This window comes from Paenibacillus sp. J45TS6 (assembly GCF_018403285.1).
GTDB lineage: Bacteria > Bacillota > Bacilli > Paenibacillales > Paenibacillaceae > Paenibacillus.
In genome coordinates this window covers 78264-101330 of the sequence record NZ_BOSJ01000014.1, presented here as the reverse complement: position 1 = coordinate 101330, position 23067 = coordinate 78264, and the positions used below count along the sequence as shown (strand labels likewise).

Below are 23067 nucleotides of genomic sequence, written 5' to 3'. Positions count from 1 at the left end.
AAAAAAATAAGAACACCACCGAAAAGATCCGGTGGACGTTCTTAATTAGACTTAAACGTATGTAAAATCTTTCTTTTCTCAATTGGATATTTCTTAAGAACATCTTTTTATAGCAGTGCTTTTCGAAAAAATTTAATGTGCTAATTTACAGTTTTTTATATCTTTTTTCCCTTTCCATGAAGTATCTTCAAATCACCATTCTCATAACCGACTGTGTAACTCATCCGGTAATTTTGATATATGGTACCGCTGTCGCGCCATTCTTCCGCTGTAATTTCAATTTCTACTGTAGCTTCATCTGTCTTTTCTTGAAGAGTAACAGGTCCGATATTGATATACCCCGTATTTAGATAACCTGCCCGAAAATCCTCATAGCTTATCCCACTTTGCCAATCACTTCCCAGAAGAGAGTATGCGGTGACATAATCGCCATCGTTCAGGCTTTGGTAAAAGTATGTGACAATATCTCGCTCGTCTCCTATTTGTACATCGCTGTTAGGATCGTAGTCATCATTCGGTAAGTTAGGAAGCTCAGTCATGGGTGTCTTGGACCATTCTGCTGCCTGCTCAAGTATGCTGGGAATAGGGATGCTAAATCCAATGGTAGAATCTTCACCTGCAATTGCTGAATTTATGCCCAGTACTTTTCCCGTATCGCTGCTAATGAGTGGTCCGCCGCTATTACCGTGGGTAATGGGTGCAGAAATCTGGTATAGATTACTGTATGTATATGGAGCGCTATCAAAGCTTCGATCAAGGCCGCTAACAATTCCTGTAGTTACCGTGTTCTCTAATCCGAGGGGGCTGCCAAGCGCAAGTACTTCATCACCAATTTCTGCTTTTCCTTCTTCAGCTAAAGGAAGAGGAGAGAGTTTTTTTAATTCAGGCACACGTACTACAGCGATATCTGTATCTGTGCTGATCCCAATCACGGTCCCTTCGTATTCTTCCTTAGACAAGGTACGTACTGTAACTTGCTTTGAACCATCTACTACATGGGCGTTGGTTAAGAGATCACCTTGTTTGTTATACAGAAACCCGGAACCAAGGCTGTTTCCGCTCTCAATGGTAACAACACGTTTCTGGCTGTCTTCTATAATCTCTTTGCGTGTTTTTTTTGTTTTATTCTCTGCAGTCGTTGTTGTGGTTTTTGTTGAAGTCTGTAAGGCTAGCAGCGGTTGCCCGTTCAGATGGTTCTCTGCCGATGTGTGAATAAAATACATTCCTCCGCCTCCTAAACCGAGGATGGTTAAGCAGGTCAGTGTGCTGATCCATACTCCTTTACTCATGCTTTTTGCCTCCTACTCTAAATACCAAGATACGTTGGTTACCGAAATTTCTGCCTGTTCGTATACCCCGTAATTCGAGGTTGAGAATAGCCCGGATTCACCCGGCTCCAGTCTAAAAGGAGAAACGTCAGCATATGCATTGCCGATGTAGGCACCGGAGGAGGTGCTGTAAATAGCAAGATCAATGCTGATTGAATAGATCGGACGAGTCGCCGTATTCGTGACGATTCCGGTGATAGATAGGTCGCCATAATCGTCCAGCATAGCTTTGAGATCATTTACTTCAACCGCAGTTGTGCGGTTGTTTAGCTCTTCTTCTTCTGCTTTCTGCTGAGCAAGTTGTATACGCTCTTCTTCTGCTTCTTCAAACTCTCGCTTTGCTTCTACAATCTGCTTCCGGTACACTGTAAGTTTCTCATTATCTGAATCATAGGAAAGCCCATTATCGATAACATTTAGGGCACCGACAAAATCCTTTTTTCGCTGTTTTTCTTCCGCGGAAGTATAACTAAGACCTACAATTTTATTAATAATTTGCACTTTAACAGCGTTTGCTTCTTTTCCACTGAGGCCATTAATTTTGTCGAGTTTGTCGGATAGCTCATCCACTGTGGTCAGCTTATCCAGCTCACCTTTGACTCGAAGAACCGCCAATTTGTCCTGATCAGCTGCGAGTTCTTTCTGAAGATGTTCAAACAGTGGTTCTTTTCGTTTACCAATGGTGGCTTGAACTTGCTTCAGGAGCTTCTCACCTTCATTTAATTTCAGTGTTTTTAGCTGCGCAGAAGCGTTATCAAGCTTCGTCTGAAGCTGAGCTGCTTTGGTTGCAAGCTCCAGATCACGCGTCAGCGCGGCGAAATTAGGGCGTTTTTGTTCAGCCTGCTCCAGCAGATTAACGGCATTTGAATAATTGCCGTCAAGTGCCTCTTCTTTCGCCTGCAGCTGTAAACCCAAAGTTTCTTGGTTTATAGATTGTTCATACTGATAAAAAATTAGTAAACCCAGACTCACCACTCCAGCGAGAAGAAGAGGAATTAGCCAATGGAAAACACTAATTTTCTCTTTATGTGGCTCTGTTTTCTGATTCTTAGGATCGGTATTAGCTTCCGACTTGCTCAGCCCACTACCCGCTGCTAATTCAATAACAGCTTTTTGTAAATCAGTGGTTAATAATCTTGCCCCGCATATTTTACACAATTTCTGTTCTGAAGTACATTTTGCCCCACATTGATGACAATACACCTTGCTACCTCCAGCCTGATTTTTTATAACCGGCAGCAAAATAGAACACTGGCACTATGAATGCTTAGGTCATAAGTATTATTAATGATTCTATATACCTAGATCATTGTTTTAATATACCATATTGTGGAATTAAGAGAGAAGGAAAATTTAATAGTTTATCTAAACAATAGTTTTTGTCATTAAGTTAGTAGTGTCAGATGTAAAATGCAGATGAAGAACTGAAGGATAGACCGACAAAAGAAGACATAGGCTGAGGATTTTTATAGGGAGAAACACGTGATCGCATTAGAGATAATATAATCCAAGTGTGTTTGATTTACGCCTTCTAGCAATAGTCCAACCGATGACTAATAAACAATAAATTTAAGAAAAATTTAAAATATAATCTACTCTTTATTTAAGATGTTTCTACTATTCTATAATCAAGAACAATGGGGAACGATTGGTGAAGACGTGGGCTTTTTGCTTATCCAAGTGAAGTCTATTAGTTTGAACAATTCTTAAATCCTAATAATGAAAATAACAAGGCGGGAGGAATTCAAGATGCAAAAACAGACGGAACAAAGAAAAAATAAAACATATCTTGTCTGGATAGTATTACTGCTATATATTTGTTTTTTATTTAAAGTCATATTGTTCAAGTTTGGTTCAATTGAAATATGGCCTTTGCTCAGCAAAATTCATCAAACACTGTTAGACCCAGGCTCTCTTGTAGACCGATTGGATACGGCTAATCTAGATCTATTCAGAACACTGAGACGGCAGGCAGCTCACCTTAACTTCCGAAATATAGTTAACATAATAGGAAATTTTGTTATCTTTATTCCGTTTGGTTTTTTAGTTTCGATGGGAATAAAGAAAGCAAGCTCGGGAATTGTTGTATTAATTGGCTCGTTTGGAATGAGCCTATGTCTGGAAAGTCTACAGCTTATACTCTCAATGGGGAACTTTGATGTAGATGACCTCTTGCTAAACACGCTTGGCGGTGTTGCAGGGTATATAGCTTATTATTTATGTGTTGCGATAAAAGAAGTCTTTCATCTTACGATTTCTTTATCAGCACCAGTCAAAGCGGAGAAAGCCTGCCACTAAGTGGCAGGCTTTTAGTATTAAATGTATAAAACAATCACCTTATTAATTAGTGTGGTTAATCCAACGAATTATTAGGCTCATTAACTATTAACCCTATAGACAATAAATGACATGAATGATTAACACCATGAAGTCGGTATGTAGAAAGAGCCCTGTTGTATGTACATTAATCTTTCACATACTTACGTTCCAGGCATCAGATATGTTCTTTGTTTTGGCAGCCATACCTCGCCATAGATAGATAGAATACACCAGCATAATGAAAATAATGAGGTAATCTATAGCGGCAGGTTCATTCGCATTACCCATAGCATTACCCATAAATTGAAGGAAGTTATTCAGTCCATGAAAGAGGATAGGAATGACGATGGATTGCCAATGAACAACAAGCAGGGAAAGGACCAGTCCGACCATAAATGCATAAATAATTTGAAAAAGGGTATCAATGAGAGATTGCCCGCCAATCAGCTGAAGAGAGTGGGTAATTGCAAATAGAAAGCTCGTCGTAAAGACGGCAACACGAAAGCCTTTGGAAAGGAGAAGCCTAAGCATAAAGCCACGGAAGAACATTTCTTCTACCAAACCAATGACTAGAATCTGTATAAGGAGCATGATAAAAAGATCAGGTAAAGAGGAGGTGTTCAGCCCGTGATTTCCGTAAGCGATGAGGATAAGTACAAGGATCAGCGGCAAGGAGTAAAGTAAAGCTTTTTTAGCTGAAGAGTGGGAGGTAAAGAAATAGTATTTCCACTTGTTCCCCACAAGCAAATAGATGAGAATACCAAGTGCGAGCGGGATCACCCCAATAAATTGAAGCAGAGGACTCTCAGGAGAAGTAATGGATACAAAGGCTCCGTTTGCTGTAAAGAAGACCATTAATAATAATTCGAGCCCAATAATACTGAGAATAATCCTTGTGTTTGTTCGCAAAATGACTGCCCCCGATATGTATAATTTAGTTATTAAAATAAATTGTTAAATAACTATCTATTTTAATTATATTCTAAAATCTCTGTTATAAGAAGTTAAATGTATAAATTTTTACATAAAAAAGCCCATCCTCTCCTAAAAGAGAATGAGCGAGTTATCGGAAAGTTTATAGTGGAGACGGAATTTTATACCGCTAATTCCTGTGTCCCATTTTTCGAGTGTCGTTCGCTTACTACAAGCATGATGGCTGCAACAATAACAAGTACAAAACAGAGCAAGAATGAATAACGGTACCCTACAATACTGGCTACTCCCCCGCCAACAAGGCTGCCCACCAGTCTGCCAATCGTAGATGAATTGGAGTAGAGCGTTGATGCGTATCCAGGCATGCTTGGAAGCAGATCCTGCATATAGCTGATGCCGATGGCAGAGATAACCGCAACAAAGAAAGCAAGGAGTAACTGTGCAGCAAGCATTTGCCACATCTCACCTGAGATGACGACAACGAGATAATAAGCTCCTCCGAGAATAGCCCCATACAACATCAGGATACGGTTACTATATTTTGAGCCTAGGAGACCCAGCATAATCATAAAAGGAATTTCCAGTGCAGCACAAATACTGCTGACAAGACCGACATCTGTTGTTGTCCCGCCTAGATTGTTAGTAATAAAGAGAGCCGTATTTAGGCTGCTCATCCAGTGAGCTATATAAAGCAGTGTCAGGATAAGAAAAGGAAACAAGATCGTCCGATTTTGATGCAGTCGTATACTTTGTGCCGTACTTCCTGTGCCGCTGGTCTTTAGTTCAACATTTGATTTCAGGAATGTAAAGACGAGAAAAGCGACAAGAAGAAAAATGCCGATCGTCCCTGAGAAAATGCCACTAAAACCAACAACTTCTAGAAGCAGGGTACCGAATAATGGACCTGTAATAAAACCAAGTGAGAAGGCAGAACGTAAGGTAGAATTAGCAAATGAATGATCAGTAGACTGGCTCTTCGTTACTGCTTCTCTAGCAATCGCAAACAATTGGGGCATACCCGGTGCACCAAGGGCTGTGAACACGGTCATATATATGAACAGGATGGTAAAGTCTTTAATGAGCAAGTATCCACTAAAAGCCAAGGCATTACAGAGGGTGGAGACGATATAGATATGTTTCCGATTCAAACCGAGGTCAGAACGTTTCCCAATAAGTATGCTGACCCAGATCCCGGCAATTAAAGTGACAGCAAGAAAAACACCAAATACGCCTACAGATACACCGAGTTGCTCTGTAAAATAAATCGATAGAAAGGGTGCACTGAGTGAGATAGCCATTCCCTGCAGCAGCATACACAAAAAGAGCAGGGCATAAGAAGGAATAGAAAATAGTTCAGTGAGTCTTTTTATCATGATAATAAGTTACTCCTCTATGTTGTTTAGAATTAGATAGTCAATCGCGTTATAGTATACTTGAAAAAGACAATAATAATATATACGGTATTTAACTGAAAACCTCAACTATTTGGCTAAAGGGGTTATTTTACGATGGATATAAGATTACATGCTTGTTCTTATTCTTTACATAATCGTCCTTTTAAAACATCTTATAATCCACCCCCATTCTATTTAATTCGGCTTCAGGTGCTGGGCTTTGCAAAAGCTCTAGTTCATGGAGAAATGAAACAAGTTTCACCCGGAGATCTTCTCATGTATCCTCCAGGGGAACCTTATCATTTAAGGGTAGGAAAAGAGGGGGAGGATACGGAAAGTGGAGACTACTTTTTACTGTGTGACGGAAGCTGGATGGACGAATGGTGGAGAAGACATGAGCGCGATACGCTAAAGCGAATTCCATTAGATGATCATCTTTTGTATCTATGGCAGCAGTTGTCCATCGAACAGCACCGTGTAAGTCAGAACAACCAGGAGATCATAGGTCACTTGTTATGTACGTTACTACTAACGATGGATCAGGTAACATGGGTCACTGGTCAGAAGCAAGGGCAGGATTCCGTTCGGAGTAATGAACTGGTTGTCAAGATGAAGCAATATATTAATGATCATGCACTTCGTCCTCTCCGGGTGGAAGAAGTGGCTCATCATGCTGGACTGAGTGTATCGAGAGCTGTGCATCTATTTAAAGAGGTCACGGGTTATACAATCATCGGATACGCTGGTGAGATCCGTCTGTCTCATGCTATCGAGCGGATTCAGTATACAGAAGCAAGTCTAGAAAGTATTGCATACTCCTGCGGATTCGGTACGTACTCTTATTTTCATAAATGTTTTAAAGAAAAAGTGGGATGTTCACCAAGCGAGTTCCGTAAACGCCCTGCTTTAGTTGGAAGAGACGATCAGCACCATGGTACGATACAGACTTTTTCCGGAATTTCGCCGGATGCTTATCGGTTTCTCCGTTCCTAAGCCTAAACAGGAATGCTTCTTTCCTTTGTTACCTGCTGCGTTTGGATACATCAGACCAAGGTTAAATATACTCACAAGGTTAGTTCAGAAACTACGTGATGATAAGGGAAAGTTATATCAGTAAAAAGGATCGGAGTTTATTTATTCCTGTTAGGAGGAGAAACGATGGGACGCTATATACAAGTCGAAGAAAACGTAAAAATTTACGTGGAAGATATAGGGGAAGGTACTCCTGTTATTTTCCTTCATGGATGGCCTGCTAATCATAAAATGTTTGAATATCAATTTTCTCGTTTGCCCGCTAATGGATATCGTTGTATTGGTATTGATTTTCGTGGATTTGGTAAGTCCGATGCCCCATGGGAGAGCTATTCCTACGATCGGCTTGCCGATGATGTAAGGACGGTTATTGATGAGCTCGGAGTTACAGGTGCTACATTGTTTGGCTTCTCCATGGGGGGCGCGGTTGCGATAAGATATATGGCCCGGCATAACGGACATGAGATTAAAAGTCTCGTATTGGCAGGAGCAGCAGCACCGGTATTTACGAAACGAGATGATTTTGATTATGGAATGAATCCTGAGGAGTTCACCGAACAGATGATTGTTGCTGCTTTTGAAGATCGGCCGAAGATGCTGACTAAATTAGGACTTCAATTTACAAAAACCAAAACAAAAGCAGGTATGATGATTTGGCTCCAATCTCTTTGTTTACAAGCTTCGCACCATGGAACAGTTAAGGCAGCTTTGTCTTTACGGGAAGAAGATTTGCGTTCGGACTTGTCTAAAATCAAGGTGCCGACCGTTATTTTTCATGGAGCAAAGGACAAAATCTGTGAACCGAATCTGGCTAAACTTACAAGTGAAGCAATTGCTGGTTCCAGACTGATCATGTTTGAAGAAAGCGGTCATGCCATGATGTTTGACGAGCAGGCTAAATTTAATGAAGAACTTCTGCTTTTTCTAAACACGGAGGATTTGCTTCATAGAGGCGAAGATATAGAGCATGAAAATGCCGTGTCAAAATAAAAATGGGCCGATTCCTTTTCTATTTTCTTCTTTGGGAGGATTCGGCTTATTTCTTTGGTGAAAAAAGAAGGTTGCATTTTAGATAAAAAGGATGTATATTAATAATATCTTAAATTTAAGATAAATTATGAGAGAGGGATGAACGTAATGAATAATGACTCATTATCATTGAAATTGTTCGTTATTCTCTCTAAGGCTTACAGGGTAATTATGGAACAAGCAGTAAAGGATATGAAGAGACATGGATTATCTGAGACTGAATTTGCGATGTTGGAACTTTTGTACCATAAAGGAAAAATTCCTATGCAGCAAATGGGCGAGAAGCTGCTGATTACGAGCGGTGGCATTACCTATACTGCGGATAAGCTTGAGAACAAAGGGCTTCTTAGAAGGGTTGCTTGTCCGTCTGACCGCCGGGTAACCTACGCGGAGATTACGGAACAGGGAAATGGAATGTTTCATGAAATCTTTCCAGCACACCAGAAAGTAATCGAATCCACAATGACCGGACTGACTGATGAAGAAAAGGTAGAGGTAATTGATTTGCTAAAGAAACTTGGTTTATCCGCTCAGAACACTTAGCTGCTCATACGATTACATAAGAGAATAGCAAAAGCCGGTGTTAAACTTGTAGATCACTGTACTGGTGATTTTGATCAAAGTAACAATCAACAGGAAGAAGAATCTATTTTTTTTTACGTAAATATCTTAAATTAAAGATAAATGATTCTAAACTAACCGTTGATGAATATATTTCAAACACATAAACGAACAAAGAAAAGGGGAATTACAAATGGTAGGAACAGGATTGCTAATTATTCGCTTGGTGGTAGGACTTATTTTTGCAGCACATGGAGCACAGAAATTATTTGGCTGGTTTGGCGGTTATGGACCGAAAGGTACAGGGGGATGGATGGAGTCCATTGGAATTAAACCAGGGGTGGCTGCAGCTGTAATGGCAGGACTTGTTGAATTCGTAGGCGGGATTGCTTTTGCAGCAGGACTCTTCACTCCAGTTGTCGCTGTACTGCTTGCACTTACGATGATTGTAGCCATGGTCAAGGTGCATGGACCCAATGGTTTCTGGGCAACAGCAAATGGTGTTGAGCTTAATGTCATTCTCATGGCAGTGCTGATCGGTGTCGCTTTTACAGGGGCAGGAGCTTACTCTATTGATGCTTTGATTCAGTAAAACGAATAAATAGGATGAACTTACTATATTAGAAGAGGTGAACAAGATGAGACAACAAACGGCAGGAATTCATCATATAACAGCTTTCGTATCGGACGCTCAGAAAAACGTAGATTTCTACGCAGGGGTTCTAGGATTACGACTTGTAAAAAAGACAATTAACTTTGATGCTCCGGATGTCTATCATCTTTATTTTGGTAATGAACAAGGGAGCCCGGGCACGGTTATCACTTTCTTCCCGTTCCCTATGGGACGTAAAGGAACAATAGGCGGAGGACAGGTCGGCTGGACAACGTATGCAGTGCCTGTCGGTTCACTTGAGTTCTGGAAGAAACGATTGAATAAATTTGGTATTTCATATACCATGGTAGAACGTTTTTCTGAAAGTTATGTACAGTTCCGAGATGTCGATGGACTACAGCTTGAACTTGTAGAGAGAGAAGAAGGACCTGCAAGCCAGTGGACCTTTGGCGGAGTACCTCCTGAGAAAGCCATTAAAGGATTCGGCGGGGCTTTGCTGTATAGCACAGATCCAGAGAAAACAATGATGACTCTCGAGAATACACTCGGATTGACCAAAGTAGGTGAAGATAAGGGTGCTGTTCGTTTCCGCTCAACAGGAAATTTAGGCAATTTGATTGATGTAAGCAAAATACAGATAGCACCGGGGAGAAACGGTACCGGGATTGTTCATCATATTGCCTGGAGAGCAACGGATGAAGCAGATCATCTCCGCTGGAGTGCTGCCGTAAAAGCAGACGGATTTGAGCTAACCCCTGTAAAGGATCGGAATTACTTTAAAGCGTTGTATTTCCGGGAACAAGGGGGAATTCTGTTCGAGATTGCTACAGATCCTCCTGGATTTACTGTGGATGAACCTGAGGCAGAGCTTGGTGAAAGTTTAATGCTTCCAGAATGGTATGAGAATAAGCGCCCTGCGCTTGAACAGAATCTTATCCCCATTGTTGTTCGTGTGCTGGAACAGGATCAGATGTAAGTAGAAAAGGAGCTGATTTTCAAATGGGCATGTCTATGCGAACGATTGATCCTCTTACTCAAACAGAAAGAGAAAATTATAAGCTTCTTACAGGAAGTATTATTCCGAGACCGGTTGCTTTTGTGACAACTTTATCGGAAGAGGGAACGATCAATGGAGCTCCTTTTAGCTATTTTAATATCGTAACCGCCGATCCTCCAATGATCTCGATCTCGGTGCAGCGGAAAAATGGACATCCCAAGGACACTGCACGTCATGCAATGTACCAGAAGGCGTTTGTCGTTCATATAACCGACGAGATGAATGTTGATAAGATTAATCAGACTGCGGAGAGTTTACCTCCTTCCGAAAGTGAGATTGAAAAGGCCGGACTAACTGTGGTTCCAAGCGACCTAATACAAGTTCCTGGAGTAAAAGAGGCAAAATTTCGTATGGAGTGTGTGCTTGAAGCAGCGTATCCCTTAGGAGGAACAGAGAGTGCTCCTTCCTGCGATTTAATCATCGGCCGGGTTGTTCGTTTTCATGTAGCTGATTCCTTAATCGATCATGGCCGAATTGATGCGAACGAACTTCAGCCGGTTAGCCGCCTTGCAGGGAATCATTACTCGAAGCTGGGTCCGATGTTTTCACTAGAGCGCCCTAAATAATAAACGAATGAAACTGCTCCTTATATAGATAGAGGTAAGCCTCCTACCATCATGGTAAGAGGCTTACTTGGTTGATTTCAGAATGTTACCACACTAGAGAATTCCCAAAAACAAGTCCATTGCTAATCAGTCTGCCGGGGGAAGTAATTGCTTTTCCACTAACATAAAGTCCAGACGAAGCGCCACCGTCCATATTCATAGCCTGATATGCACCAAGCTTAAGCATAATACTTCCCCACTGCTTCATGGTTGCTCCAGATACGGTCGCAAGCATCAGTGAGCCATCTTTCTTAATAGCTATTGCGCTGCGAGCACCGCTGTCAGTTAGAATTTTGGAACTGCTGAATCCTTCACTGGTCGGATTAACGCTAAGTTTACCGTTCGTTACGAGTCTCGGTCCTGCTCCGATGGCTGTATGAACGTCATCCCATTCGATTTTCTTTCCTGCAGCATTATTGAACGTTATATTGTAGTCAACATAGGAACCTACCTTAAACTTCTCTGCCATTCTCTCTTCTGTGCCGGTAAATACCAGTACATATCCATCTTTAGGAATAGAGGCATTCGAATTTTTGGCTACTTTCGTGACCTTATCATTTCGGACTGTTACAGCTGTTCCGTAGGCAAATCCAACGTTTGTTCCACGTTTTGGCGTATATAATACCGCAGAAGTTTTTCCTTTTGTCGGAGTGCGGTTAACAAAATAGACATACCAATTCTGCGAACGCCCCTGGTCCTCTTTTACGGTCCCGAGAAGTCTTACGCGCAGGGTATCCATTACCGCAGATCCGTCCCATGTAAACCCAATCGAAGTACCGCTGTTACCAATATGTTCGATAATTCCGTCACTGATGATCATCCCATACGGGTCAGGTACGCCGCCGTACGCTTCAAAGTAAGTTCCGTTTATCCCAGCCTGCGCTTGATACTTATTTACTATAGAGGATAAGGACTGTGTAGCACCAACCTTTCCATTAGCTAGTCCAGCAGTGACAGGCATTCCTTTAGGTAAAGTAACCGTCTGTACCGTAAATGTTCTGCCTGCTGCTTTTACTTTCTTGGCAGCATATACCGGTTTTGCAGAGGAGGTGCTTTTCTTAATGGTCACAGGTAAGGAGAGTGTTCCTTTGTAACCGGGAGTAGTAACCGTCACTTTAATGTTGGTTGTACCCCTAGAGATCGGAATGATGACTCCCTTAGAATTAACCCGGGCAATTTTAGTATTTCCTGAAGAATAGGCAACCCGCACTTCCTCTGATTGTTTTAACTTAGCTGTTAAAGGCAGACGTTTATCCATCGTTAATGTTATGGAAGAGGCGGGATAAGTCAATTGAACTTCCTGAATAGGTGCTGGAGCAGCCTCCGTATGAGAGATCTGAAAAGAAAGTGAGGCAGGAAGTAATAATGACAGGAATAAAGACGTGAATAAAATGAAAATAGAGTTTCTTACATAAGCGTAATATGACGACATAAAAGAGTAAATCCTCCTTTTATAATATGAAATCTAAGTTATTATCGGTCAGTGTGGAGGGATTACTTACAAGGCAGGATGTATTTTTATTTTATACCATTAATTTACTGTTATTGATTATGGTTAACTATCATTCTATAGCAACTATATTCTTGTATTTAATCATCTGAAACATTAAAGGGATAAGTTGTGTTATCCACGAAATGTAACTAATGAAAATAGGTCTTTTGTGGATTTATAGAAAGGATATATGATATGATCACCTAAATGAGTTACAATAAGTAAGTAACAATATTTTTGGGAGGGTGTAAAATGAAAATCGAAATTTGGTCGGACTATATGTGTCCATTTTGCTATATTGGAAAACGCCGCTTTGAAGAAGCTTTGGAGTCGTTCCCTCATAAAGATCAGGTTGAAGTCGTTTATCGTAGTTATGAACTGAATCCAAACGAATCACGCGATACAGATCAGACAACTTACGACAGTCTTGCGAAGAAGTACGGAATGTCTGCTCAAGAGGCAAAATCAATGACAGAAAATGTCGTAGCGCAAGCGCGTACGGTTGGACTGAACTATAATTTTGACGTTATTAAACCAACCAATTCGTTTGATGCGCACCGTTTAACTCATTATGCTGCAGAGCAGGGGAAAGTGAGTGAGATGACAGAATTACTTTTCTCCGCTTATTTTGAAAAAGGTGAACATATTGGCAGCAGGGAAGTACTCATTCGTCTTGCTGGAGAAGTTGGAATGGATACCAAACAGGTAGAGAAGATTCTGGAAGAATCGACCTTTGCTGAGGATGTACGCAGAGATGAGAAGCAGGGTGCTGAGCTTGGGATTCAAGGTGTTCCTTTCTTTGTAATTGACCGTAAATATGGTATTTCGGGTGCTCAGCCACCTCAAGTGTTTGCAGATGCATTAACGCAGGCTTGGTCTGAATCTCAGCCACTGAAGGTTATCGGAGGCAGTGATGCTGCTTTATGTACGGATGATTCTTGCAATTTACCTGATAAATAAAAAAATGATCCTCATAACAAATGTCTGGCAGTTTCTGCTGGGCATTTTTTTTATCACAGGAGAGTCATAAAAATTGATAACGCTTACTATATATGAAGAGAAGAAATGAACAAAGAGGAGGTTTACTTAGGTGGAGAAATACAAGAGCTCTAATCCGCTGGGTGTGATTTTGTGTCGGGACTGTTATAGTGAGCTCGGTGTGCAGGAGACAGACCGTGTCCAGATTTTCTACTCATCTTGCGGTTCAGTCCATTGCAAAGAAACAAGACTGAATACGGAGTACGAACAATATATGGACGAATAATGACTTTATATTACTCTTATATACGTAAGATGATGATACAGGATACCAGGCAATAACCCATATAAAAATTAAAAACAGGCTTATACATCCTTATTTACTGTGATGTATAAGCCTGTTTATTTGAATCCATTTCAATTGATTCATTTATATATAATTAACGGTTGTTCTCTAACTTAACTTCCTTTTTATTAGAGAACATGATTTTAAGAAGCGGTGGTGTTACTAGGGTTGTAACAATGACCATAATGATGAGCGAAGTGTAATATTCAGGATCAAGCAGACCTGCTGCAAGACCTGTACCTGCGATGATCAGAGCGACTTCTCCCCGAGAAATCATACCAGCTCCGATGGAAAAAGAAGAACGTCCATTAAACCCAGTCAGACGCGCACCTAAGGCTCCGCCCAGCAGTTTCGTCAAAATACCAACAACACTAATTACGATAATGAATCCAATCTGAGAACCGACGCCTTCAAAGTCGACATTTAGTCCAATACTTACAAAGAATACAGGAACAAATAAACTGTAAGCGATCGGTTCAAGCTTGCTTTCAACCGTGTGCTTAAATTCGGTTTGTGAAATAGCAATCCCTGCGGCAAATGCACCAATAATACCTGCTATACCCATCCATTCAGCAAAATAGGAAAAGGCGAGTGCAATAATGATTCCGCCAGAAATCACAGTTTCTGTTACTTTCAGTTTGGCGAACCATTTCATCACTATAGGTACTACCCAGATGGACGCGGCAATGATGACTCCAAAGAAGAGCACTTTCTTTCCAATAAGACTACCAATACTTACGCTTTCTCCACTTGTTCCGAGAACACTCATCATTATTGCCAGCAAGATGACAACGAGAATATCATCAACAACAGCGGCTCCAAGAATGGTGGTACCCTCTTTTGAACTTAGTTGATTCATTTCTTTTAGCGTTTGTACAGAGATACTTACGGAAGTAGCACAGAATAGAAGGCCGAAGAATAGGGCGTGATGATTCTCCATACCGAAGCTCAGTGCTGCTCCATATCCCCCGAAGAAAGGTAAAATAACCCCGCCTACGGCAACAGCTAAAGCAGCCTTCCAGTTCTGACGAAGCTGATCCAAGTCAGTTTCGAGACCAGCAATAAACATAAGAACAAGTACGCCGATTTCTGAGAATTCATGGATAAACGACGTTTGTTGAACCCAGCCAAGGATCGCCGGTCCGAGAATAACCCCTGCAATTAATTCACCAAGGACGGAAGGCTGTCCTAATTTGACCGATAGATGACCTGCAATTTTGGTGAAAATAAGAATGAGCACGAGGTGTAAAATAAATATAAAATCCATCGTTGTTCCCCTTTCGAAGTAGGTTTATATTGTCCGCCAGTGAGGGAGTTTTTATGTTTACACACAAAAAAAGCCTATTTACGCAAGATCCCCATAAATACGCCTGAAAATAGACAGAAGGGGGCCTTGTGTGCCAGACTCCTCCTGTGAACAATATATGTAATTGTGTTGTGTTTTACGTTACTGTTTTTATTGTACATTTTTTTATATCAAATGGGAAGGGGAATTCGTATCCATCCCTAGAATCAAAACCTTTCGTATAATGAATAGGTTTGTGTTTTAAGTACGGAGAAGAATCCCATCACAAAAATACCCTGAATAAAGTTCAGAGTGTTGTCACTTAACAATTCCCTATTATGAAGTTTATAATTGAAGTAAGGATTTACCTATAGAGGAGGATAACGTTCGTTATGAGCAAAGGTATGAAAGAGAGTGACTACGTCCCGACGACGAAGAAGAATTTTGCGGGAATCATTATTAGTTTTTCATTGATTGCCAATGTTATTATATTGCTGCTCTTTTTTGCGCCAGTAGGTTATAACGGGGAAGTGCATTTTGATTATACAATACTTCCACGGATTAACGCAGTACTCAACAGTTTTACGTTTATCTTTTTGCTAGCAGCACTCATTGCTATTCTAAAGAAAAATGTTAAGATTCATAAACGATTTGTAATTGCAGCATTTGCTTCTACATTGTTATTTCTAGTAACCTATCTTACCTTCCATTACATTTCTCCGGAGACATCAAAGTTTGGGGGAGAAGGATTTATTCGTCCTGTGTACTTTACCATTTTGATCACGCATAGCTTTTTAGCTGCTGTCATTGTGCCGCTTGCTCTTTTCTCACTCGTGTGGGGCTGGACAATGCAGGTAGAAAAACACCGGAAGATTGCGCGATGGACGATGCCTATTTGGCTTTACGTAAGCTTTACAGGTGTAATTGTGTATCTTATGATGGCACCTTATTATTAAGACCGAGTAGTTGTATTCAGTCTCTATAATGTCTAAGAAATATGGATGTATAAAAGGCCGGAATGTCTCTTTTCATAGAGGCGTTTCGGTTTTTTTTGCAAAAAAACTTGCATTTTAAGAAAATAAGGGATATGATTGACCCATCAACCATTGAGGAGTCAATGATTTGAAGGAGGTCTTTATTATTTCTACATGTCGTACGGAAGACCTATTGTATTTGCTTATGCATCTTAATAAGCACATCGCTACCCGGTTTGAACGCTGTGCGGGTGTAAGTCCTAATCGGCTTGAACTTTTATGTAAACTGACGGGTGGAGAAATCAGCCAATCGGATTTACAGAAAGCAGTATCAATTGATCCTGCTGCAGTGACGCGTCATGTTCAGCAACTGGAGGCGGAAGGGATACTACTCCGCACGAGAAGCGAGAACGATAACCGGATTACGTTAGTTCAGCTGACGGAAGAAGGAAAAAACAAAGTAGCGGCTTTTACAGCGGAAAAAGAACGATTTATGGAGGAACTGCAATCTGATCTCACGGAAGCAGAGCGCCTTCAGTTTATTGAAACATTACAGAAGCTGAACAACCAGATCCACCAAATGAAAGATCCCAGAAAGACGAATAAATGATATAGATAAAAGGAGCTTATAACCATGACTGTAAATACAGTAATTAAAGATTACAACGAAGTAATTTCCTCCCGCCGTTCGGTGCGAGTGTACGACCCTTCGGTTAAAATTAGCCGTGAAGAAATGACAGAAATTTTGGAGGAGGCAACACTTGCTCCATCTTCCGTTAACCTTCAACCATGGAGATTCCTAGTTATTGACAGCCCAGAAGGTAAAGCAACACTGGAAGAGCTGGCACCAGGAAACTTGCACCAAGTGAAAACTTCTTCTGCAGTCATTGCTGTATTTGGAGACATGAACGCATTTGACAATGCTGACGAAATTATGAGCAGTGCAGTAGAACGCGGATTTATGCCACAAGATGTGAAGGAAAAGATCATGGCGAACTACACAGATCTGTTTGGTCGTATTTCAGCAGGTGCATTCCGCGAAATGATCGTAATCGACTGCGGATTGGTTTCCATGCAGCTCATGCTTTCTGCTCGTGCTCATGGATATGACACAAACCCAATCGGTGGTTACGATAAATCCCGAATTGCAGAAGCATTTGGAATGGATAAAGAACGTTATGTACCTGTAATGCTGATTTCCATCGGTAAAGCAGCTAAAGAAGCACGTAAGACAACTCGTCTGCCAATAGACCGTGTTGCACAGTGGAAGTGAGGAGGATAACTATGATTATTATTCATGCGGAAATGAAAGTGAACCATGCTGTAGAGTCTGAGTTTCTTGAAGCAGTAAATGAATTAGTAGAGTCTTCACGCGCTGAAGAAGGCAATGTATCATACAAGCTTTTTAAGGATACAGAACAAGAGAACACCTATCAAATGATCGAAGAGTGGAGAGATCAAGAAGCTGTGGCTTCTCATAATGCGAGTGCTCACTTTCAGGGTTTTGTAGCCAAAGCTTCAAAATATCTGACAGCTCCACTGAATGTTCAAGCTTATGCAGGTCAGCTTATTAATAAGTAAGATATTGGCCTAAGAAGATAGGAAGAAATGGTCTATTCATAATAGGATTCGTTATGACGGCGGAGAAACTAGCTAATCTAGTTTCTCCGCTTTTTTTATCACTCAAATTTTTTGCGTAATAGCATTGACAGATGAGAATGGAATGATACAATGAATCTTGTGTCCAATTGATAATGAATATCATTATCTGAGACAATTAATACCAGAGTTTCCTACATAATGATTCATCCGTTTTTTTCAGATGCAAGTAGTAACCCTATCCTCCTGAATAAACGGAGAAGAGGAAGGAACGGTTATGAAGAAGCGATACTTATTTATTTTACTTATCATCTTATCCCTTCTTTCCGTTTTTATCGGAGTAAAGGATATCCAGCCTTGGCATTTACTGAACTTAGATGAGATTCAGAAGCAGATTTTACTGGAAAGCCGATTACCGAGGCTTGTAAGTCTACTCATTGCTGGGATCAGCATGAGTATATGCGGACTTATTATGCAACAGATTACACGAAACAAATTTGTCTCTCCAACCACAGCGGGAACAGAAGATTCAGCTAAACTTGGCATTTTGGTGTCTATGTTGCTGTTCGCTACTGCTCCTCCGTTAGTGAAGATGCTGGTTGCTTTTGCATTTGCACTGGCAGGGACATTTATATTTACCAAGATTCTAGAGAGAGTTAAATTCAGAGATACGATTTTTATTCCACTCGTGGGAATCATGTTTGGTAATATTGTCGGTTCGATCACTACCTTTTTTGCATACAAACACGATCTGATCCAAAATATTTCCTCTTGGCTGCAAGGAGATTTCTCCATGATCATCTCTGGCCAATATGAGCTCATCTATATCAGTATACCGCTTGTCATTCTCGCTTACTTTTATGCGAACAAGTTTACGGTAGCCGGTATGGGAGAGGAATTCGCTGTCAATCTCGGACTTAACTATAAGTGGATTGTCAATATCGGTCTTATCATCGTTGCGATGGTTACCTCTGTCGTTATTTTGACGGCAGGTATGATCCCTTTTCTTGGTCTGATCATTCCTAACATCGTGAGTATGTATATGGGTGATAACCTTAAGAAAAGTCTCTCTCACACTGCTTTAGTGGGTGCAATTTTCGTATTGATCTGCGACATCCTGGGACGGATCATTATATACCCATATGAGATACCGATCGGTTTAACGGTTGGCGTGCTCGGCAGTATCATCTTTATTTTCTTGCTGATGAGGAGAAAGGCCTATGAATAACAAGACTAAGATTACACTTCTCGCTGCTCTTGCTGTTGCTCTTATTGGAATCTTTGTCTTTGTCGATCTAGGCAGTAGCTGGCGTTATGTTCTTCCTAGAAGAGCCATGAAGATTCTCGCTATTGTGATAACAGGAAGCGCCATCGCGTTCTCATCCATGATATTCCAGACCGTCACGAATAATCGGATTTTAACACCAAGTGTGCTCGGGCTTGATTCACTTTATATGCTTATCCAAACCTTTATTATTTTTATGTACGGATCAGCACAAGTATCTTCCCTTAGCAAGAACATGAATTTTATTATTTCGGTAGGTCTTATGGTGATGTTTGCAGGGGTCTTGTATAAACTGCTGTTCAAACGTGAAGGAAGAAACTTATTCTTCTTGCTTCTCATCGGTTTAGTCATGGGAACGTTATTCCAGAGTATGTCGACCTTTATGCAGGTTATTATGGATCCGAATGAGTTTTTAATTGTGCAGGATCGCATGTTCGCAAGCTTTAATAACGTGAATACAGATCTTGTCATTGTATCGATTATTGCCTTTGCCGCAATTGGTGTTTATTTCACAAGATTCAGTAAGTATATGGATGTTATGTCGCTAGGGCGGGAACATGCCGTTAATCTTGGAGTTCCCTATAATCTGGTTGTGCGCCGGATGCTGATCATTGTCGTGATCCTCGTATCCATCTCTACAGCACTTGTTGGACCTATTACTTTCCTAGGACTTCTTGTCGTCAATGTAACTTATCAAATGTTTAAGACTTATCAGCACAAAGTAATGATTCCAGCAGCGATGCTAATCAGTATTAGTGCGCTCGTAGGCGGTCAGATGATTGTTGAGCGAGTCTTTACTTTTTCAACTACACTGAGTGTCATCATTAATTTTATCGGCGGGGTTTACTTTATTTATCTGCTACTTAAGGAGAATAAATCGTGATAGATGTGAAAGAGGTATCCAAACTATACGGTAACAAGTATGTGGTGGAGAATGTAACTACCAACATCAAAAAAGGGAAAATTACTTCTTTTATCGGGCCTAACGGTGCGGGAAAAAGTACCTTGTTGTCTATGGTAAGTAGGCTCATAAGCAAAGATCACGGTGAAATCTTCATTGATGGAATGGATGTAAGCAACTCTAAAAGTGGAGATCTTGCAAAGAAAATAGCAATTCTCAAGCAATCCAACCACATAAATGTAAGATTAACAATACGTGATTTGGTTAGTTTCGGCCGGTTTCCTTATTCTCAAGGCAAGCTAACCAAAGAAGATTGGGCATTTGTTGATGAGGCAATCGAGTACATGGAACTTCAGGATATGCAGCACAAATTTTTGGATCAGCTGAGCGGAGGCCAGAGCCAAAGAGCCTTTATCGCCATGGTTATCGCCCAAAATACCGATTATATTTTGCTGGATGAGCCGCTGAATAATCTGGATATGAAACATTCAGTTCAGATCATGAAAGTACTGCGGAAGCTTGCAGATGAACTGGGCAAGACGGTTGTCATTGTTATCCATGATATCAATTTTGCATCCTGTTACTCCGATTACATCGTAGCACTAAAGGATGGCCAAATCGTAAAAGAAGGTACGACGGATGAAATTATTGATCCTGTGGTGCTGAAAGAAATCTATGAGATGGATATACCTGTCCAGATCATTGATGGGAACAAAATCTGCGTGTACTTCCGGTAAAGAAACAGCTCAAATCTTATGATAAAAGAGCAGGCTGAAATCCCTATTCAGGAAGATAAGCAGGGGTCTTATATCTTCAGGTGTAAAAAAGTGATATTTAATTCACTATTAAAAAAATAATATACGAGGTGATTGTAATGAAAAAATTCAAGTTATCTTCTATTTTCACACTGGTTATGGTTATGATGCTTACGGTAGTACTGGCAGCTTGCGGCACTGACTCCAAAGAAGCAGAAGGCGGCGCTGAGACGAACGCAGCGGCTGGCAGTAATGGAACAGCAGAACAAGCACAACAATCGGAAGTAACGATTGCCCATAAACTGGGTGAAACCACACTTGAGACTAATCCTGAAAAAGTAGTCGTATTCGATATGGGGATTCTGGATTCCCTCGATAAATTGGGCATTGAAGTAACAGGGGTTCCACAAGCGAACATTCCTCCATACCTAGAAAAATATAATGATTCCAAATATGCGAATGTAGGAAGCTTGAAAGAACCGGATTTCGAAAAAATCGCGGAAATTAGTCCTGATCTGATCATTATCTCTGGACGTCAATCTGATTCTTACGAAGAACTCAGCAAAATCGGAAAAACCATTTATCTTGGAGTAGATACAACTCGCTACATGGATTCTTACAAAGAAAACATGCAAGTTCTTGGACAGATTTTTAACAAAACAGAAGAAGTAAATACAGAGATTGCCAAAGTCGAAGATGAAATTAAGGTACTAAATGAAAAAGTAACAGCAAGCGGTAAAAATGCCCTGATCATCCTTGCTAATGAAGGTAAAATCAGTGCGTACGGTGCAGGTTCCCGTTTTGGAATTATTCATGATGTGTTTGGTTTTACACCAGTAGATGAAGCGATTGAAGTTTCAACACATGGTCAAAGCGTATCGTTTGAATACATTGTAGAAAAAGATCCAGACTACCTGTTTGTTGTAGACCGCGGTGTTATCACATCTGACGAAAAAGCTTCTTCTGCTAAAGATTTGGTTGAAAACAGCTTGGTGAAGAATACAAAAGCATATAAAGAAGGTCACATTGTTTATCTAGATGCAAACTACTGGTACTTGTCCGGTGGAGGCCTTGCTTCTGTATCTGAAATGGTAAAAGAAGTAAGTGCTGCATTTGAAGAATAATTAAAAAGACTAATAGTTGAAGATGGATGCGCATAGGGTACAGGTAAAGGAAGGTTTACCTTCTACCCTCTGCGTATTTTTGTGTTCTTTATTCTTCATGCTACAATACTAATATTGTCATCTTATCTTTATTTCTATAATTGGAAGGAGGTCTCACAAGTGAAAATGAATAGGCTTGGTTCATCTGATTTAATGGTAAGTGAAATTGGACTCGGATGCATGTCACTAGGAATAGATGAGAAGGTAGCGATCCCGCTTATACATGAAGCGATTGCTCATGGTGTTAATTTCCTGGATACGGCTGATATTTACGATGACGGACGTAATGAAGAACTGGTGGGGAAGGCACTTAAAGGGCGCAGACAAGATGTGATCATCGCTACAAAAGTAGGAAACAGGCGTTTGACCGGTCAAGAGGGACTCCGCTGGGACCCAAGTAAACAGCATATTAAAGAAGCTGTAAAAGATAGTTTACGCAGGCTTCAGACCGACTACATTGATCTTTATCAACTGCATGGCGGTACGATAGAAGATCATATAGAAGAAACAATTGAGGCCTTTGAGGAATTAAAGCAAGCCGGATTCATTCGTTATTATGGAATTTCGTCGATACGTCCGAATGTGATTCGGGAATATACCCAGCATTCTTCGATCGTTAGTGTAATGAATCAGTATAGTTTGCTGGATCGTCGCGGAGAAGAAGAGGTGTTTCCTTCTCTTCATGAACATGGGGTAAGTGTCATAGCGAGAGGGCCGGTGGCTGGCGGTGCACTGGCAGATGGCAGAGATGATAAAGCTCTAAAAGGGTATCTCGAATATACACCTGAGCAAATTAAAGAGATTCGCGAGAAATTAGCAGCATTTGTTACGGAAGAACGGAGTATGTCACAGCTAGCAATTCGGTATGCGCTCTCACACCCTGCTGTTGCTACTGTGATTCCTGGAGCTAGCTCCAGGGAACAATTGCTTAGTAATATAGGGGCTTCCATGACAGAGCCGCTAACGGATAAAGAAAAAGATAAGCTTAGAAGATTGACTAGAGCTAATCAATATACCCAGCATTTATAATAAGATCCTATAGGTAAAGAAAAGAGGAAAAGACATGGAACGAATTCAAAGTGAAGAACAGTATCAGGAGTTAATTAACGGTGACCGTCTGACAGTCATTAAATTTGACACGAACTGGTGCCCAGACTGTAAAAATCTAGACCGCTTTATCGGTGATGTAATAGACAAGCATCAAGATAAGCAATTTTTTGCTCTGGATGCTGAGAAATTCCTGACGATTGCAGAACAAAATCAGGTACGCGGTATTCCAAGCTTGCTTGTGTTCAAAGACGGGGAGAAAATCGCACATTTGCACAGTAAATGGGCGAAAACACCAACCCAAATCTCTGATTACTTAGAGACTTTGGAATCCAAACAGTAATGCAAGATGATGAACAATGAAAAAGGAG

At 40.8% G+C, this 23067-nt stretch carries 25 protein-coding genes; 19 read left to right on the top strand and 6 right to left on the bottom strand.

Annotated elements, in window-relative coordinates; translation table 11 throughout:
• Positions 1 to 155: 155 nt before the first annotated feature.
• Complete coding sequence (locus KJS58_RS18705) at positions 156 to 1289, bottom strand: S1C family serine protease (protein ID WP_213534765.1); 1134 nt, start codon at positions 1287 to 1289, stop codon at positions 156 to 158.
• A 12-nt stretch (positions 1290 to 1301) separates the two neighbouring features.
• Positions 1302 to 2531 carry an FxLYD domain-containing protein gene (locus tag KJS58_RS18700; RefSeq protein ID WP_213534763.1) on the bottom strand — a complete coding sequence of 410 codons (1230 nt, stop codon included), beginning with the start codon at positions 2529 to 2531 and terminating at the stop codon, positions 1302 to 1304.
• A gap of 546 nt (positions 2532 to 3077) precedes the next feature.
• Here KJS58_RS18700 and KJS58_RS18695 point away from each other — a divergent pair.
• The gene (locus KJS58_RS18695) at positions 3078 to 3626 is read left to right on the top strand and encodes a VanZ family protein (RefSeq protein WP_213534761.1); all 549 of its coding nucleotides are present in this window, start codon (positions 3078 to 3080) and stop codon (positions 3624 to 3626) included.
• A 174-nt stretch (positions 3627 to 3800) separates the two neighbouring features.
• Here KJS58_RS18695 and KJS58_RS18690 read toward each other — a convergent pair whose 3' ends face one another.
• Positions 3801 to 4556, bottom strand: a complete 756-nt coding sequence (locus KJS58_RS18690) for a CPBP family intramembrane glutamic endopeptidase (RefSeq protein WP_213534760.1) — start codon at positions 4554 to 4556, stop codon at positions 3801 to 3803.
• 185 nt (positions 4557 to 4741) lie between these two features.
• The gene (locus KJS58_RS18685) at positions 4742 to 5953 is read right to left on the bottom strand and encodes a sugar efflux transporter (protein ID WP_213534758.1); all 1212 of its coding nucleotides are present in this window, start codon (positions 5951 to 5953) and stop codon (positions 4742 to 4744) included.
• A 135-nt stretch (positions 5954 to 6088) separates the two neighbouring features.
• Between KJS58_RS18685 and KJS58_RS18680 the strand changes: the two genes are divergently transcribed.
• The 6 genes from KJS58_RS18680 to KJS58_RS18655 all read left to right on the top strand — a co-directional run bounded on the left by KJS58_RS18680 (position 6089) and on the right by KJS58_RS18655 (position 10832).
• Positions 6089 to 6967, top strand: a complete 879-nt coding sequence (locus KJS58_RS18680; protein WP_213534756.1) for a helix-turn-helix transcriptional regulator — start codon at positions 6089 to 6091, stop codon at positions 6965 to 6967.
• Between the two features lie 165 nt (positions 6968 to 7132).
• On the top strand, positions 7133 to 7996 hold the full coding sequence (locus tag KJS58_RS18675; RefSeq protein WP_213534754.1) for an alpha/beta fold hydrolase: 864 nt from the start codon (positions 7133 to 7135) through the stop codon (positions 7994 to 7996).
• Between the two features lie 147 nt (positions 7997 to 8143).
• On the top strand, positions 8144 to 8578 hold the full coding sequence (locus KJS58_RS18670; protein ID WP_213534752.1) for a MarR family winged helix-turn-helix transcriptional regulator: 435 nt from the start codon (positions 8144 to 8146) through the stop codon (positions 8576 to 8578).
• 211 nt (positions 8579 to 8789) lie between these two features.
• Positions 8790 to 9188 carry a DoxX family protein gene (locus KJS58_RS18665; RefSeq protein ID WP_160035691.1) on the top strand — a complete coding sequence of 133 codons (399 nt, stop codon included), beginning with the start codon at positions 8790 to 8792 and terminating at the stop codon, positions 9186 to 9188.
• Positions 9189 to 9234: 46 nt separating this feature from the next.
• On the top strand, positions 9235 to 10185 hold the full coding sequence (locus KJS58_RS18660) for a ring-cleaving dioxygenase (protein ID WP_213534750.1): 951 nt from the start codon (positions 9235 to 9237) through the stop codon (positions 10183 to 10185).
• A 35-nt stretch (positions 10186 to 10220) separates the two neighbouring features.
• On the top strand, positions 10221 to 10832 hold the full coding sequence (locus KJS58_RS18655) for a flavin reductase family protein (protein WP_213534795.1): 612 nt from the start codon (positions 10221 to 10223) through the stop codon (positions 10830 to 10832).
• An 85-nt stretch (positions 10833 to 10917) separates the two neighbouring features.
• On the opposite strand, the gene KJS58_RS18650 is transcribed toward KJS58_RS18655, so the two are convergent.
• Positions 10918 to 12303 carry a phosphodiester glycosidase family protein gene (locus KJS58_RS18650; protein ID WP_249717623.1) on the bottom strand — a complete coding sequence of 462 codons (1386 nt, stop codon included), beginning with the start codon at positions 12301 to 12303 and terminating at the stop codon, positions 10918 to 10920.
• Positions 12304 to 12615: 312 nt separating this feature from the next.
• Between KJS58_RS18650 and KJS58_RS18645 the strand changes: the two genes are divergently transcribed.
• Both KJS58_RS18645 and KJS58_RS18640 read left to right on the top strand, forming a co-directional pair.
• A complete protein-coding gene (locus KJS58_RS18645; protein WP_213534748.1) occupies positions 12616 to 13323 on the top strand; it encodes a DsbA family oxidoreductase in 708 nt (235 codons plus the stop codon).
• Between the two features lie 130 nt (positions 13324 to 13453).
• Positions 13454 to 13627, top strand: a complete 174-nt coding sequence (locus KJS58_RS18640; RefSeq protein WP_160035697.1) for a GapA-binding peptide SR1P — start codon at positions 13454 to 13456, stop codon at positions 13625 to 13627.
• Between the two features lie 154 nt (positions 13628 to 13781).
• Here the strand turns inward: KJS58_RS18640 and KJS58_RS18635 are convergent, their stop codons facing one another.
• A complete protein-coding gene (locus KJS58_RS18635; protein ID WP_213534746.1) occupies positions 13782 to 14954 on the bottom strand; it encodes a cation:proton antiporter in 1173 nt (390 codons plus the stop codon).
• Between the two features lie 410 nt (positions 14955 to 15364).
• Between KJS58_RS18635 and KJS58_RS18630 the strand changes: the two genes are divergently transcribed.
• The 10 genes from KJS58_RS18630 (at position 15365) to KJS58_RS18585 (ending at position 23039) form a co-directional block, all read left to right on the top strand.
• Positions 15365 to 15928 (top strand): DUF420 domain-containing protein, encoded by a 564-nt coding sequence (locus KJS58_RS18630; protein WP_213534744.1) that lies wholly within the window; start codon positions 15365 to 15367, stop codon positions 15926 to 15928.
• A gap of 166 nt (positions 15929 to 16094) precedes the next feature.
• Complete coding sequence (locus KJS58_RS18625; protein WP_213534742.1) at positions 16095 to 16556, top strand: MarR family winged helix-turn-helix transcriptional regulator; 462 nt, start codon at positions 16095 to 16097, stop codon at positions 16554 to 16556.
• 24 nt (positions 16557 to 16580) lie between these two features.
• Positions 16581 to 17219: a nitroreductase family protein gene (locus tag KJS58_RS18620; RefSeq protein WP_213534741.1), complete on the top strand. Its 639-nt coding sequence runs from the start codon at positions 16581 to 16583 to the stop codon at positions 17217 to 17219.
• An 11-nt stretch (positions 17220 to 17230) separates the two neighbouring features.
• Positions 17231 to 17527, top strand: coding sequence for a putative quinol monooxygenase (locus KJS58_RS18615; protein ID WP_213534740.1), 297 nt, complete (start codon positions 17231 to 17233; stop codon positions 17525 to 17527).
• Positions 17528 to 17822: 295 nt separating this feature from the next.
• Positions 17823 to 18773 (top strand): ABC transporter permease, encoded by a 951-nt coding sequence (locus tag KJS58_RS18610; protein WP_213534739.1) that lies wholly within the window; start codon positions 17823 to 17825, stop codon positions 18771 to 18773.
• A complete protein-coding gene (locus tag KJS58_RS18605; RefSeq protein ID WP_213534737.1) occupies positions 18766 to 19713 on the top strand; it encodes an iron chelate uptake ABC transporter family permease subunit in 948 nt (315 codons plus the stop codon). Before KJS58_RS18610 ends, KJS58_RS18605 begins: the two co-directional genes overlap by 8 nt.
• Positions 19710 to 20468, top strand: coding sequence for an iron ABC transporter ATP-binding protein (locus KJS58_RS18600; protein WP_213534736.1), 759 nt, complete (start codon positions 19710 to 19712; stop codon positions 20466 to 20468). The genes KJS58_RS18605 and KJS58_RS18600 overlap by 4 nt, the downstream gene beginning before the upstream one ends.
• 137 nt (positions 20469 to 20605) lie before the next feature.
• The gene (locus KJS58_RS18595; protein ID WP_213534734.1) at positions 20606 to 21610 is read left to right on the top strand and encodes a siderophore ABC transporter substrate-binding protein; all 1005 of its coding nucleotides are present in this window, start codon (positions 20606 to 20608) and stop codon (positions 21608 to 21610) included.
• Positions 21611 to 21769: 159 nt separating this feature from the next.
• Positions 21770 to 22678 (top strand): aldo/keto reductase, encoded by a 909-nt coding sequence (locus KJS58_RS18590; protein ID WP_213534732.1) that lies wholly within the window; start codon positions 21770 to 21772, stop codon positions 22676 to 22678.
• A gap of 34 nt (positions 22679 to 22712) precedes the next feature.
• Positions 22713 to 23039 (top strand): thioredoxin family protein, encoded by a 327-nt coding sequence (locus KJS58_RS18585; RefSeq protein WP_213534730.1) that lies wholly within the window; start codon positions 22713 to 22715, stop codon positions 23037 to 23039.
• Positions 23040 to 23067: the final 28 nt, after the last annotated feature.

Excerpts from the sequence above, each read along its gene's own strand:
- KJS58_RS18705 (WP_213534765.1), bottom strand. The coding sequence starts at position 1,289 with ATGAGTAAAGGAGTATGGATCAGCACACTGACCTGCTTAACCATCCTC.
- KJS58_RS18695 (WP_213534761.1), top strand. The coding sequence starts at position 3,078 with ATGCAAAAACAGACGGAACAAAGAAAAAATAAAACATATCTTGTCTGG.
- KJS58_RS18685 (WP_213534758.1), bottom strand. The coding sequence starts at position 5,953 with ATGATAAAAAGACTCACTGAACTATTTTCTATTCCTTCTTATGCCCTG.
- KJS58_RS18680 (WP_213534756.1), top strand. The coding sequence starts at position 6,089 with ATGGATATAAGATTACATGCTTGTTCTTATTCTTTACATAATCGTCCT.
- KJS58_RS18675 (WP_213534754.1), top strand. The coding sequence starts at position 7,133 with ATGGGACGCTATATACAAGTCGAAGAAAACGTAAAAATTTACGTGGAA.
- KJS58_RS18670 (WP_213534752.1), top strand. The coding sequence starts at position 8,144 with ATGAATAATGACTCATTATCATTGAAATTGTTCGTTATTCTCTCTAAG.
- KJS58_RS18665 (WP_160035691.1), top strand. The coding sequence starts at position 8,790 with ATGGTAGGAACAGGATTGCTAATTATTCGCTTGGTGGTAGGACTTATT.
- KJS58_RS18660 (WP_213534750.1), top strand. The coding sequence starts at position 9,235 with ATGAGACAACAAACGGCAGGAATTCATCATATAACAGCTTTCGTATCG.
- KJS58_RS18655 (WP_213534795.1), top strand. The coding sequence starts at position 10,221 with ATGCGAACGATTGATCCTCTTACTCAAACAGAAAGAGAAAATTATAAG.
- KJS58_RS18650 (WP_249717623.1), bottom strand. The coding sequence starts at position 12,303 with ATGTCGTCATATTACGCTTATGTAAGAAACTCTATTTTCATTTTATTC.
- KJS58_RS18645 (WP_213534748.1), top strand. The coding sequence starts at position 12,616 with ATGAAAATCGAAATTTGGTCGGACTATATGTGTCCATTTTGCTATATT.
- KJS58_RS18635 (WP_213534746.1), bottom strand. The coding sequence starts at position 14,954 with ATGGATTTTATATTTATTTTACACCTCGTGCTCATTCTTATTTTCACC.
- KJS58_RS18630 (WP_213534744.1), top strand. The coding sequence starts at position 15,365 with ATGAGCAAAGGTATGAAAGAGAGTGACTACGTCCCGACGACGAAGAAG.
- KJS58_RS18620 (WP_213534741.1), top strand. The coding sequence starts at position 16,581 with ATGACTGTAAATACAGTAATTAAAGATTACAACGAAGTAATTTCCTCC.
- KJS58_RS18615 (WP_213534740.1), top strand. The coding sequence starts at position 17,231 with ATGATTATTATTCATGCGGAAATGAAAGTGAACCATGCTGTAGAGTCT.
- KJS58_RS18610 (WP_213534739.1), top strand. The coding sequence starts at position 17,823 with ATGAAGAAGCGATACTTATTTATTTTACTTATCATCTTATCCCTTCTT.
- KJS58_RS18605 (WP_213534737.1), top strand. The coding sequence starts at position 18,766 with ATGAATAACAAGACTAAGATTACACTTCTCGCTGCTCTTGCTGTTGCT.
- KJS58_RS18595 (WP_213534734.1), top strand. The coding sequence starts at position 20,606 with ATGAAAAAATTCAAGTTATCTTCTATTTTCACACTGGTTATGGTTATG.
- KJS58_RS18585 (WP_213534730.1), top strand. The coding sequence starts at position 22,713 with ATGGAACGAATTCAAAGTGAAGAACAGTATCAGGAGTTAATTAACGGT.